We start from the raw sequence: 11970 nt of genomic DNA on the forward strand, positions 1-11970 counted from the left end.
ATCGCCGGGTTTCGGGATGTGAGGGGGGTGAGACCGTGACATGCTGGGGAGCCGCCCGCCGGCGGGACACGGCACGACCGGGATTCACGGAGGATCGCGTGCAGGGAATCGCTGACTACCAGTTCGTCCGCGCGCTGGGGGAGTCGAACTACGGCACCAACTACCTGGCCCAGGCGCCCGCCCGCCTCGGCATCGCGGCTGCCGAGGTCGTCGTCAAGGTGATCGCCGGCCCGACGTCCGACGACGCCTTCCGTCGCGCCACCCGCGAGCTCAAGCACTTCAGCGTCGCCGACTCCGACCGGCTGGTCGCGGTCTACGACGCCGGCCGGCACGGCGGCGCGTTCTACTACGCGATGGAGTACCTCCCCCTCGGGTCGCTGGAGAAGCCCGCCGTCGAGATCGGCGTCGGGCAGCGGGTCGCCGCCGTCCGCGACGCGGCGCTGGCGGCGCATGCCCTGCACGAGCGCGGCATCGCCCACCGCGACATCAAGCCGGCCAACATCCTGCTCGCCGACGACGGCGGCCGGCTGTCCGACCTCGGCCTCTCGCAGCTGCTCTCCCCGGGCATGGTCACCACCGGCCTCGGGCAGATCGGCCTCGAGTTCACCGACCCGGCGATCATGCTGGGCGCGCAGGCCTCGCGGGCCAGCGACGTGTGGTCGCTCGGCGCCTCGCTGCACTACGCCATCACCGGCAAGGGCGTCTACGGCGACCTGCGCGACACCGAGCCACTGCTGCTCGTCCGCTCGATCCTCGCCTCCCAGCCCACCCTGTCCGACGCGCTCTCGCCGAGCGCCCGCGCGCTGATCGCGGCCTGTCTCGACGCCGACGTCGCGGCCCGCCCGCGGACGGCGGCCGAGGTCGCCGACCGGGCGTCGGGTCTCGTCGCCGAGCTCGGTTCCGCCGTCTGATCCCCTCTGATCCGCCTGCTTCCCCCTGTCCCGCCCGATCTGCCTGAGGTAGTCCATGGAGCTTCACACCGCACTTCGCGAGCTGGTCCAGACCCACGGCCGCTCGATCCTCGACGACGCCACCGGCTTCCGGGGCATGCTCGACGACGTGCTGCCCGAGGACCAGGCCAGCACCGGTGACATCAACCTGCTCGTCGACGCCGTCCGCTTCGACGCGCTCAACCCGCTCGTCGCGATGATCGACGGCGGCGCCGACCCCCACCGCGCGGTCGAGGAGGCCGGCCTCCGGCTGGCCCGCAACCGCGGCGGCGACGACCAGGCCGCCTCGAGCTGGGCCTCGGCGGTGCTGGGCTACGCCGTGGGCAAGGTCCCCGAGGCCGTCGTCCTGCGCTACCGCTCCAGCCGGCACGGCTCCGCGCCGCTGCCCCCGCCGACGACCACGCCGCGCCAGCCCGGCCCGACGCAGAGCCCGACGTCGCCGCCCCAGGCGCCGACCCAGCTGCCGCCCCCGCCGCCCACGCCGGGCTCCTGGCCGCCGGCGCCCAGCCCGCAGCAGCCGCAGCCCCAGCCGACGCCCTACCCGCAGCCGACGCCCTACCCGGGCCCCGGCGGCCTCGGTGGTCTCGGTGGCCCCGGTGGCCCCGGTGGCCCCGGTGGTCTCGGTGGCCCCGGTGGCCCCGGTGGCTATGTCCCGCCCAAGAAGAAGAAGTCCGGCGCGGTCTGGATCGCCGCCGCGATCGCCGCGGTGGTCGTCATCGCCGGCGGCGTCACGGCCGTCGTCCTGTTCAACGGCAAGGACGAGCCCAAGCCGAGCGCCACGCACAAGAAGAACAAGCCCGAGAAGCCGAAGGTCGACGTGACGCCGGCCGCGCTCGACAAGCGCTACACCGCGCTCGCCGCGACGATCACCTCCGGTGCCAGCAACTGTCAGGCGCAGGACCCGGGCACGGGCGAGAAGGAGGTCGTCCAGTGCACCATCGGCGCGGGCAACCTGCGCCTGGTCACCTACCAGGACCAGTCCGGCCTCGATGCCGCCCGCTCCAGCCGACTCGACTACCGCGCCGGCACGCTGACCGCCAACAGCGGCAGCACCGCCCTCTACGAGTTCGACCCCAAGCAGGGCAACAGCGAGGGCGACGCCGCGGTCGTCTACTGGGACACCCAGGCCAGCCTGCAGTCCGCCACGCTGACCGGCTCCGACACCGCGAGCATCGACAGTCTGGTCACCGCCTATGCCGCCACCTCGCCGCGGGTCAACGAGCCGGTCGCCATCGCGAACCCGACGCTGCGCGAGTTCGTCAACATCAACATGAAGGCGTCCAGCTGCACCCGCCAGCGCACCTTCTTCGACGGCGAGACCGAGGAGAGCAAGTGCGAGTCCGGTGAGAGCGGCATCGTCGTCACCGTCGGCCGCTACGCCACCCGCAAGAACCTGCGCTCCGACCGGAAGTACTACCGCGACAAGTACAACCAGTCGAGCCAGCAGGGCAGCGGCGGCACCTGGCGCTTCGGCGAGGGCGCGGCCGAGGGTGGCTACTACGCCTACGTCGAGGACGGCACCGCCACCCTCTACTGGGACTGGAACAAGGGCGACTGCAACTGCTACGGCGTCGCCTGGCAGTTCGACGGCAATCTGAAGCAGCTCGAGAGCTGGTGGCCCTCCGACTGATCAGTCGACGTCGGGCACCGGCACCGTGTCGGCCAGGTCGGGCCGGTCGATGCCGGCGACGTCCGAGCGGACGAGCAGCGCCATCGTGGTGTCGTCGCCGCCGATCCGGGCCGGCTCCTCGAGCCACACCGGCAGCTGCCCGCGGACCCAGGCCAGGCCGCGGTCGCGGGTGAACTCCACCAGCTGCTCGCCGGTCTGGCGCCACCAGCCGTCGGCGTCGACGCGCGAGCGACCGAAGCCGTCGGTGCACAGGAATGCGAGCGCCACCTGCTCGGGGCCGGCGTCGACGACCGCCACGCGCAGCGCCTCGAGCGGGCGCGGCTGGCACAGCGAGCTGGTGTGCAGCCCGTCCTGGTCGGGGTCCTCGGGCAGCGGCCGCGAGGCCACGCCGTCGGCGGTCACCAGGACCGAGTCGCCGTCGCCGATCTGCAGGAACGCCATCACGTCACCCGCGGCGGCCGCGACCAGGATCGTCGTCCCGTAGGCCCGCAGCGGGTCGGCGGACGCCCCGAGCTCGTCCTCGGCGGGGGAGTAGGGGTGGGCCGCGAGGTGGTGCTCGACCTTCGCGGTCCAGGTGGCGACGAGCGCCGCCCCCGTCCGTCGTACGACGTCGTCGCGGTCCTCCCCGTTCGACAGCCCGGCCAGCTCGGGCAGCGCCCGGCGCAGCTCCTCGACCGCGCTGACGACGGCGAGCGCGGCGCCGGTGTCGCTGCGGAAGTGCAGCTTGTGCCCGTGCCCGTCGGCGACGGCGACGATCGCCTGCCCCTGGGCGTGGTCGGACCAGGTGAGCACGGCGTCCTGCAGCGGCAGCTGGTCGCGGACGTGGACCGAGCCGATCGTGGTGTCGGCCAGGGTGGTCCAGGTCGGACCGACGTCGGGCGCCGCGACCTCGGGCCGGCGGTCGCCGGCCGGGGGCTGGGTCATCCGAGGGTGCTCCAGATCGGGTCACCGATCGGGCTCGGGGGCGCGGCAGTGACGCCGTTGGTCGGGCCGACGACCGGTCGCGAGGCGACCTTGCTGGCGGCCTTGGACGCCCAGACGATGTACTCGACGAGCTGCTCGGGGTTGTCGGCGCGCAGCAGCGGGACGTCCTCGTCGCCGATGAAGCGGCGCAGCGAGTGCATGTCGGCGTCGCGGCCCACCCCCAGCGCCAGCCGTACGGCGGTCGCGCCCCAGCGGTTGTTGAGCAGCGCCTGGAGGCCCTCGGCGAAGGTGACGCCGCTGCTCTGCGTGGGCCGGCCGTCGGAGACCAGGATGATCGCGGGCGGGAAGGCGCTCTTGCTCTCGTCGAGGTGGTCGAGCGCGGCGGCCAGCGTCTGCAGCGCGCTGCCGAGCTCGGTGAACCCGCGCGGCACCGCCTCGAGCCGCGACCAGTGGATCTGGTCGACGGGCGTCGGCTGCTCGATGACCCACTGCGGCTCGTTGGCGAAGGCCAGGACCCGGACCAGCAGCTCGGCATGGGGGTTGGCGCGCGCCTCGTCCCGCAGGTGGGGGAGCACCTCGGTGATCGCGTTGTTCAGGGCCTGGATGCGACCGCCGCGCATCATGGAGCCCGAGACGTCGAGCACGAAGATGAAGTGCAGCGGCTTGCGCGCCAGCGCGCCGCCCAGCCGGTCGCTCATCGGGCCCTCCCTATCCGTTGGTCGGCGACGCCGGAATGTGACGTCATCACGAGTGGTCAGGTTTCAACCATCCCCGTTCTGACGAGGTTATAGCCTGATCAGCGGATTGAAGTCGGGATAACGGAGGTCGGGCACACCCATGGTGCTGGCAGAGGGCGTCGAGGTCGACCTCGGGCCGCTGGGGCGCGCCCGCGTGACGTCCTTGCTGGGTCAGGGCGGGCAGGGCTACGTGTTCGAGGTGCGCCGCGACTCCGGCGAGCCGCTGGCCCTGAAGTGGTACAAGCCCGAGAGCGCCACCGCCCAGCAGTACGACGAGATGCAGCAGCTGGTCGAGATCGGCTCGCCCCACCAGCGCTTCCTGTGGCCGCTGAGCATGGCCCGCGTCGGCACCGAGCCCAGCTTCGGCTACGTCATGCACCTGCGCAGCCAGCGCTTCCTCGAGCTCAGCTACCTGCTGCTCAACGCCGACCGCGACGGCCGCCCGCTCGACGTCTCCTTCTCCTCCATCATCGAGCTGTGCCGCCAGCTGAGCTACAGCTTCCTGCGGCTCCACGCCCGCGGCCTGTGCTACCGCGACATCTCCTTCGGCAACGTCTTCTTCGACCCGGCCAACGGCGACGTGCTGATCTGCGACAACGACAACGTGGGCATCGACAACGGCACCGGGCGGGTGCTCGGGACGCCGTACTTCATGGCGCCCGAGGTGGTCCGCGACACCACCTACCGCACCCTGCCCAACACCGACACCGACCGCCACTCGCTGGCGATCCTGCTCTTCTACGCGCTCTTCCTCGGCCACCCGCTCGAGGGCGCCCGCACCGACGCCGGCATGCGCGACGCCCACTGGCTGATGAGCCACTTCGGCACCGACCCCGTGTTCTGCATGCACCCGACGCGCACCGACAACCGGCCGGCGCAGATCGTCCAGCAGTACTGGAGCATCTACCCCCAGTTCCTGCGCGACCTCTTCGTCCAGGCGTTCGTCGACGGCCTCGACAACCCCGGCGCCCGGGTCACCGAGGGCCAGTGGATCAAGGCGATGGACCGGCTCCGCGACGGCATGCTGGCCTGCCCGACCTGCGGGACGACGAACTTCTGGAGCCCCGGCGACGACCACGTGGTCTGCTGGCAGGACAGCACGCACGTGCGTCCGCCGTACCTGCTGCAGGTCGGGCGGCGCACCATCGCCGTCGGCCCGCAGACCACGATCCGCTCCGACCACCTGACCTCCGGCACCGACCACCCGACCGCCCTCGGGCAGGTGCGCCGCCACCCCGAGGCGCCCGACCGCTGGGGCCTCCACAACGCCTCCGACTTCTCGTGGCCGGTCGCCTACCCGGGCGGGCAGAGCTTCCTGCTCGAGCCCGACCGCACGATCGAGCTGGTCGACGGCGCGCGCATCCAGATCCGCAACGCCATCGTGCAGGTGCGCCGTCCGGCGCCGCCCGCGCCCGGCCTAGGGTGAACCGCATGTCTGCACTGGTGGTCGAGGTCGAGGGCCGGGTCCTGCGCCTCGAGGGCAAGCCGGTCTACCGGATCGGTCGCGCCATCGAGGCCGACGTGGTGCTGACCGCCGGATCGGTGTCGCGCCAGCACGCCGAGCTGCAGGCCACCGACTTCGGCTGGGTGCTCGTCGACTCCGGCAGCCAGTTCGGCACCTACGTCGACGACGAGCGGATCACCGAGTACCCCATCGAGCGCCGGATCGCGGTCCGCTGCGGCCCGCCCGCCGCCGGCGCCGGGCTGACGATCGTCCCCGCCGAGGAGTACGACGTCGTGGCCGCCACGCCGCGCGCCCCCGCCGCCCCGCCGATGCTCGTCGACGAGCCCACCCGGCCGCCGACCGTCGTCCGGCCGCCCTCGGCGATGCCGTCCGCGACGCCGTCCGCGATGCCGTCCGCGATGCCGTCCGCGATGCCGCCCCCGCCGCCGAACGCGCCGCCGGCCACCCCGCCGGCCACTCCGCCGATGGGCACGCCCGCCTTCCCCGCCGCCGTCCCCGCCGACCGCCCCGCGGCCGCCCCGGGCCTGCCGCTGCCGATCGAGGGCAATGACGCGACCCAGGTGCTCGCCGTACAGCCGCACGGGATGCCGGGCCAGGCCGGCCCGGCGCCGCGCACCGGTCCCGACCTGCTGATCGTGGCCGAGGGCCGCGAGCACCGGTTCCGCCACCCGATGCAGATCACGGTCGGCCGCCGCAGCGACTGCACGGTCGTCATCGGCGACCCGGCCTGCTCGCGGGTCCACGGCCGGATCGACGCCCACCCCGGCGGCTGGACCTACACCAACCTCTCCAACGAGGGCACCTTCCTCGACGGCCGCCGGATGCCCACCCGGCAGTTCGACGAGCGGCTCAGCCTGCGCCTGGGCCACCCGGTCGCCGGTCCCGAGCTGACGCTCGTCCCGATCCTGTCCGCGGCTGAGGAGGAGCGCCGGATCGCCCGCCGCCGTCTCGGCAAGCGGCTGATCATCGGCGGCGCGGTGGCCGCGGCGCTGCTCCTCGTCGCCGGCATCGTCGGGGTCGCGTGGCTGCTCGGCCGCGACGACCATGGCGGGGGCAGCGCCAACGGCGGCGGCACCAGCGTCGCCGCCCTCGACGCCGCGAAGGCCGCCACGGTCAAGATCACCGCCGAGACCCACCTGCTCGACAACCCCGGCCAGGTCGGCACCTACCACGGGTCCGGCTCGATCATCCGCTCCGACGGGCTGATCCTCACCAACGCCCACGTCGCCGAGCCCGAGGCTCCGGGCTTGGCCGACAAGTACGGCTCGTCCGAGCGGATCGCCAACCCGCCCTACCTGCTCATCTCGCTCACCGACGGGATGACCGACACCAACGCCCCGGCGGCCTACCGTGCCCGCGTGGTCGAGGCCGACGGCAAGCTCGACGCGGCCGTCGTCCAGATCTACGCGAAGGCCGACGGCAGCCCGCTCGACGGCAAGCTGAAGCTGCCCACCGTCCCGATCGGCAGCTCCGACGACCTGCGCGCCGGCGACAGCGTCACCGTCCTCGGCTTCCCGGCCGTGGCCGGCTCGGGGGAGTCGATCACCGTCACCACCGGCGTCGTGTCGACCGTCCTCAACGACCCCGACCTGGGTCCGCGCTCCGAGCTCGACACCGACGCCCGCATCGCCCCCGGCAACTCCGGCGGCATGGCGATCAACAGCAAGGGCGACCTGATCGGCATTCCGACCTCGCTCTTCGCCGACCAGGGGACGACGGTCACCAGCGGTCGGATCCGGTCGATCGACGTGGTGAAGAGCCTGATCGCGAAGGCCGAGGCCGAGGCCCGCTGACCTCGCGTCGGGCGGGTCGGCAGCGGGTCAGCTGGCCTTCTTCTTCGCGGCGGTCTTCTTGGCGGCCGTCTTCTTCGCCGGAGCCTTCTTGGCGGCCGCCTTCTTCGCGGGAGCGGCCTTCTTGGCGGCCGTCTTCTTCGCGGCGGGCGCCTCGCCCTCGCCGCGCGACGACTTCGCCGCCTCGACCGAGCGCTGGAGCGCGGCCAGCAGGTCGACGACCTCGCCGCCGGTCTTGGCCGAGGTCTCGGTGCGCTGCACCTCACCGCCCTCGATCTTGGCCTTCACCACGGCCTGCACCGCGTCGGCGTAGTCGTCCTCGAACTCCGAGGGGTCGAAGTCGCCGGCCAGCGTCTCGATGAGCATCTGGGCCATCTTGACCTCGGCGTCCTTGACCTCGCCGGTCTCGATGGAGAAGTCGGGCTTGCGGATCTCGTCGGGCCACATCATCGTCTGCAGCACGATCACGTCGTCGCGCACGCGCAGCACCGCGGTGGTCACCCGCTGCCGCAGGGCGACGGTGACGACGGCCATCCGGTCGGCGTCGAGCAGGGCCTGGCGCAGCAGCGCGTAGGGCTTGGCGCCGGTCTTCTCCGGCTCCAGGTAGTAGGACTTCTCGAACAGCAGCGGGTCGATCTGGTCGCTCGGCACGAACTTCTCGACGGCGATCTCGCGCGAGGACGTCGTCGGCAGGTTGGCCATGTCGTCGTCGGTGAGGATGACCATCTCGCCGTCCTCGGTCTCGTAGCCCTTGGCGATGTCGGAGTAGGGCACCTCCTCGCCGTCGATCGCGCACACCCGCTGGTAGCGGATCCGGCCGCCGTCCTTGGCGTGGACCTGCCGGAACGAGACGTCGTGGCTCTCGGTCGCGCTGTAGAGCTTGACCGGGACGCTGACGAGGCCGAACGAGACGGCACCCTTCCAGATCGCACGCATGACTTCAGCCTACGCTGCGACGCCGACAGCCCGCCCCGAACCGGGGACCCGAGCCGCCTGACACGATGGGCCCCGTGAGCGACCGGATCGGCATCGTCGGCGGCGGCATCGTGGGCCTCGCGGTCGCGCGCGAGCTGCTCCGCCGTCGTCCCGGCGTCGACGTCACGGTCTTCGAGAAGGAGGACCGGGTCGGCGCCCACCAGACCGGCCACAACTCCGGCGTCGTCCACGCCGGCATCTACTACCGCCCCGGCAGCCTCAAGGCCGAGCTGTGCACGCGCGGGCGGGCGCTGCTGCGCGACTACTGCGCCGAGCACACCCTCCCGTACGACGAGTGCGGCAAGGTCGTCGTCGCCGTCGACCCCGGCGAGATGGGTCGATTCGACGCGCTCGAGCGGACCGCCCGCGACAACGGCGTCCCCGGCCTGACCCGGCTCGACCCGGCGGGCCTCCGCGACGTCGAGCCCCACGCCGCCGGCCTCGCCGCGCTCCACTCGCCACGCACCGCGATCACCGACTACGTCGCCGTCGCCGAGCAGCTCGCCCGCGAGATCACCGCCGCCGGCGGCCGGGTGCTGCTGTCGACGCCGGTCACCGCGATCACCCGCGTCGCCGGAGGAGTCCGGCTGCAGGCCGGCCCCGCGCCGTACGACGTCCGGCGGGTGGTGCTGTGCGGCGGACTCCAGTCCGACCGGCTCGGCGCCCTCGTCGGCGACGACGCCTCGCCCCGGATCCTCCCGTTCCGCGGGGAGTACCTCGCCGTCACGCCCGCCAAGCAGGACCTGGTCTGCGGCATGGTCTATCCGGTGCCCGACCCGCGCTACCCCTTCCTCGGCGTCCACTTCACCCGCCGCGTCGACGGCTCCCTCGAGGTCGGGCCGAACGCCGTCCTCGCCCCGCACCGCGACGCCTACCGTCGCGGCTCGGTCAGCCTCGCCGACCTCGTCAGCACCGCCGCCTGGCCGGGCTTCTGGCACTTGGCCGCCCGGCACTGGCGCACCGGCGTCCGTGAGGTCCGCGGCTCGCTGTCGGTCCGCGCCTACCTGCGCGACGCCCAGCGCTACGTCCCCGCGATCGGCATCGCCGACGTCACCCGCCGCGGCTTCGGGATCCGCGCCCAGGCGGTCGAGCGCGACGGGACGCTCGTCGACGACTTCCGGATCGACCACTCCGACGGCGTCACCAGCGTCCGCAACGCCCCGTCGCCCGCCGCCACGTCGAGCCTCGCCATCGCCGCCTACGTGGTCGACCGCATCCCGGCATGATGGATACCGTGCCCGACCTGCTGCCGATGCTCGCGACCGCGGGCATCCACGTCCCGACCGGCGACGAGTGGTGCCACGAGGTCAAGTGGGACGGCGTCCGCGCGCTCGCCTTCGCGGGCCGCACCGGGGTGCGGGTGATCAGCCGCAACGGCAACGACATCTCGCCCGCCTGGCCCGAGCTGGCCACACCGCCCGCGCGCGACGTCGTCGTCGACGGCGAGATCATCGGCCTCAACGAGCGCGGCCTGCCCGACTTCCGGGTCCTCGCCGAGCGGCTCCACGTCCGCAAGTCCACCACGGTCGCGCGCCTGGCCAAGCGCACGCCCGCGACGTTCATGGTCTTCGACCTGCTCCGCCTCGACGGCCGCGACCTGATCGGCCTGCCGCTGACCGAGCGGCGCGCGCTGCTGGTCGACCTCGAGCTCGGCGGCGCCGGCTGGCAGGTCCCGCAGGAGTACGACGACGGCGCCATGCTCTACGAGGCGACCCGCGCCCAGGGGCTCGAGGGCATCGTCAGCAAGCGCCGCGACTCGACGTACCGGCCGGGGGAGCGCAGCCACCAGTGGCTCAAGTTCCCCCACCGCCACCGCGGCTCCTTCGTCATCGGCGGCTGGCGCCCCCAGGTCGGCACCAGCGACCGGCTTGCCGCGCTGCTCGTGGGCGAGCCGACCGCCGACGGCCTGGCCTACCGCGGCCGGGTCGGCAGCGGCATCGGCCCCAAGCAGTCCCGGTCGCTGGCCGAGCTGCTGGCGCCCCTGACCCGTGCGGCCAGCCCGTTCGCCGACGAGGTGCCGCGGGTCGACGCCGACGGCACCCGGTGGGTGGAGCCGGTGCTCGTCGTCGACATCGACACCCACGGGCTCGGCTACGAGCGGCTGCGGCAGCCGTCGTACCAGGGGGTGCGGAGCGACCTCACGCCCGACGACCTGGCCCCGGAGGACGCCTGATGCCCAAGCGCTACGAGCACCCGCAGACCGAGGTCCACGTCGACGTCGAGGGCCGCACGCTGCGGCTGACCAACCTCGAGAAGGTCCTCTACCCGAGCACCGGCACCACCAAGGGCGAGGTGCTCGACTACTACGTCCGCGTCGCGCCGGTGCTGCTGCCGCACCTCGCCGGCCGCCCGGTCACCCGGATCCGCTGGCCGCACGGCGTCGGCAGCATGAGCTTCTTCGAGAAGAACACCCCGGGCGGTACACCGAGCTGGGTCCGCACCGCCGAGGTCCCGACCACCGGCAGCCGACGTCGGCGTTCCGGGGGGTCCACGGGGGACGGAGCCCCCCGTGCGGATGGCGACACCCTCGTCTTCCCGATCGTCGACGACCTGCCGACCCTGGTCTGGATGGTCAACCTCGCCGCCCTCGAGCTGCACGTCCACCAGTGGACCGTCGACGAGGACGACGAGCCGGTCGGCGCCGACCGCCTCGTCATCGACCTCGACCCCGGCGAGCCCGCCGGCCTGCACGAGTGCTGCCAGGTCGCGCTGCTCGCCCGCGAGGCCCTCGCCGAGCGCGGCTACGACGCCCTCCCGGTCACCAGCGGCAGCAAGGGCCTCCACCTCTACGCCCCGCTGCCCGAGCCGCTGCCGTCGTCCGAGACGAGCGATCTGGCCAAGGCGATCGCCGAGGAGCTGCAGGCCGCCTACCCCCAGCAGGTCACCGCGACGATGACCAAGTCGCGCCGGCGCGGGAAGGTCTTCCTCGACTGGTCGCAGAACGCCGGCTCCAAGACCACCGTCGCGCCGTACTCGCTGCGGGGGACGCCGCGCCCCCAGGTCGCCGCCCCGATCGACTGGGACGAGGTCGCCGCGGGCGCCGAGGACCCGCTCGGTCTCGAGCAGCTCACGCCCTCCCAGGTGATGGAGCGCGTCGACGACTACGGAGACCTCTTCGCGCTGTAGGTCAGTCCCTGACCCGCCGCCGCATCCCGTAGACGTCGAAGTCGGTGACCGCGCCGGCCGGGTCGCCGCCCGTGCCGACCGCGTGCGCGAGCTCGTCGGGGGAGACCGCGTGGTCGGCCTCGTCGAGGGTCGCGTCGATGAGCAGCTGGAACTCCGGCGCCGGGTGACTGACCCGCTGGGCGGTCAGGTCGATGCGCCAGCCGACGCGGCCCAGGTCGTTGAAGAGGCCGACGAGCGTGGTGTTCTTCTCGGCCGCGAAGCCCTCGAAGCCGTCGCCCGCCTCGACCAGGTAGACCGGCCGGGTGACCGCGAGGGCAGCCGCGTCGTACAGCGGCACCCACAGGCGCGCGTACTCGTACCGCTTGGCACTCAC

At 73.0% G+C, this 11970-nt stretch carries 11 protein-coding genes; 7 read left to right on the top strand and 4 right to left on the bottom strand.

From position 1 onward, the window contains the following. Positions 1 to 98 precede the first annotated feature (98 nt). Together AB4880_RS02540 and AB4880_RS02545 are read left to right on the top strand one after the other, a co-directional pair. Positions 99 to 911 (top strand): protein kinase domain-containing protein, encoded by an 813-nt coding sequence (locus AB4880_RS02540; RefSeq protein ID WP_367917626.1) that lies wholly within the window; start codon positions 99 to 101, stop codon positions 909 to 911. Positions 912 to 966: 55 nt separating this feature from the next. Continuing rightward, positions 967 to 2580 (top strand): hypothetical protein, encoded by a 1614-nt coding sequence (locus tag AB4880_RS02545; RefSeq protein WP_367917627.1) that lies wholly within the window; start codon positions 967 to 969, stop codon positions 2578 to 2580. On the opposite strand, the gene AB4880_RS02550 is transcribed toward AB4880_RS02545, so the two are convergent. Both AB4880_RS02550 and AB4880_RS02555 read right to left on the bottom strand, forming a co-directional pair. After that, positions 2581 to 3504, bottom strand: a complete 924-nt coding sequence (locus AB4880_RS02550; protein ID WP_367917628.1) for a protein phosphatase 2C domain-containing protein — start codon at positions 3502 to 3504, stop codon at positions 2581 to 2583. Then, positions 3501 to 4202: a vWA domain-containing protein gene (locus tag AB4880_RS02555; protein ID WP_367917629.1), complete on the bottom strand. Its 702-nt coding sequence runs from the start codon at positions 4200 to 4202 to the stop codon at positions 3501 to 3503. Before AB4880_RS02555 ends, AB4880_RS02550 begins: the two co-directional genes overlap by 4 nt. A 139-nt stretch (positions 4203 to 4341) precedes the next feature. On the opposite strand from AB4880_RS02555, the gene AB4880_RS02560 reads away from it, so the two are divergent. Continuing rightward, a complete protein-coding gene (locus AB4880_RS02560) occupies positions 4342 to 5667 on the top strand; it encodes a protein kinase domain-containing protein (protein WP_367917630.1) in 1326 nt (441 codons plus the stop codon). Between the two features lie 5 nt (positions 5668 to 5672). Next, on the top strand, positions 5673 to 7499 hold the full coding sequence (locus AB4880_RS02565) for an FHA domain-containing protein (RefSeq protein WP_367917631.1): 1827 nt from the start codon (positions 5673 to 5675) through the stop codon (positions 7497 to 7499). Positions 7500 to 7526: 27 nt separating this feature from the next. Here the strand turns inward: AB4880_RS02565 and ku are convergent, their stop codons facing one another. Beyond that, positions 7527 to 8432 (bottom strand): non-homologous end joining protein Ku, encoded by a 906-nt coding sequence (gene ku, locus AB4880_RS02570; protein ID WP_367917632.1) that lies wholly within the window; start codon positions 8430 to 8432, stop codon positions 7527 to 7529. A 65-nt stretch (positions 8433 to 8497) separates the two neighbouring features. Between ku and lhgO the strand changes: the two genes are divergently transcribed. Genes lhgO through ligD (AB4880_RS02585) form a run of 3 tightly spaced genes read left to right on the top strand, consistent with a single transcriptional unit; the run spans position 8498 to position 11597 of the window. Further along, positions 8498 to 9697, top strand: a complete 1200-nt coding sequence (gene lhgO / locus AB4880_RS02575; RefSeq protein ID WP_379228136.1) for an L-2-hydroxyglutarate oxidase — start codon at positions 8498 to 8500, stop codon at positions 9695 to 9697. An 8-nt stretch (positions 9698 to 9705) separates the two neighbouring features. After that, positions 9706 to 10644 (top strand): non-homologous end-joining DNA ligase, encoded by a 939-nt coding sequence (ligD, locus tag AB4880_RS02580; protein ID WP_379228134.1) that lies wholly within the window; start codon positions 9706 to 9708, stop codon positions 10642 to 10644. Beyond that, entirely contained in the window at positions 10644 to 11597 is a 954-nt protein-coding gene (ligD, locus tag AB4880_RS02585; protein ID WP_367917634.1) for a non-homologous end-joining DNA ligase LigD, read from the top strand. Before ligD (AB4880_RS02580) ends, ligD (AB4880_RS02585) begins: the two co-directional genes overlap by 1 nt. A gap of 1 nt (position 11598) precedes the next feature. Here ligD (AB4880_RS02585) and AB4880_RS02590 read toward each other — a convergent pair whose 3' ends face one another. Beyond that, on the bottom strand, positions 11599 to 11970 hold the full coding sequence (locus AB4880_RS02590; RefSeq protein WP_367917635.1) for a hypothetical protein: 372 nt from the start codon (positions 11968 to 11970) through the stop codon (positions 11599 to 11601).

This window comes from Nocardioides ginsengisoli, from assembly GCF_039537225.1.
Lineage (GTDB): Bacteria > Actinomycetota > Actinomycetes > Propionibacteriales > Nocardioidaceae > Nocardioides > Nocardioides ginsengisoli.

Bases quoted from the DNA above. Each gene is read 5' to 3' on its own strand.
- AB4880_RS02545 (WP_367917627.1), top strand. From the start codon at position 967: ATGGAGCTTCACACCGCACTTCGCGAGCTGGTCCAGACCCACGGCCGC.
- AB4880_RS02565 (WP_367917631.1), top strand. From the start codon at position 5,673: ATGTCTGCACTGGTGGTCGAGGTCGAGGGCCGGGTCCTGCGCCTCGAG.
- AB4880_RS02550 (WP_367917628.1), bottom strand. From the start codon at position 3,504: ATGACCCAGCCCCCGGCCGGCGACCGCCGGCCCGAGGTCGCGGCGCCC.
- AB4880_RS02560 (WP_367917630.1), top strand. From the start codon at position 4,342: ATGGTGCTGGCAGAGGGCGTCGAGGTCGACCTCGGGCCGCTGGGGCGC.
- lhgO (WP_379228136.1), top strand. From the start codon at position 8,498: ATGGGCCCCGTGAGCGACCGGATCGGCATCGTCGGCGGCGGCATCGTG.
- AB4880_RS02555 (WP_367917629.1), bottom strand. From the start codon at position 4,202: ATGAGCGACCGGCTGGGCGGCGCGCTGGCGCGCAAGCCGCTGCACTTC.
- ligD (WP_367917634.1), top strand. From the start codon at position 10,644: ATGCCCAAGCGCTACGAGCACCCGCAGACCGAGGTCCACGTCGACGTC.
- ku (WP_367917632.1), bottom strand. From the start codon at position 8,432: ATGCGTGCGATCTGGAAGGGTGCCGTCTCGTTCGGCCTCGTCAGCGTC.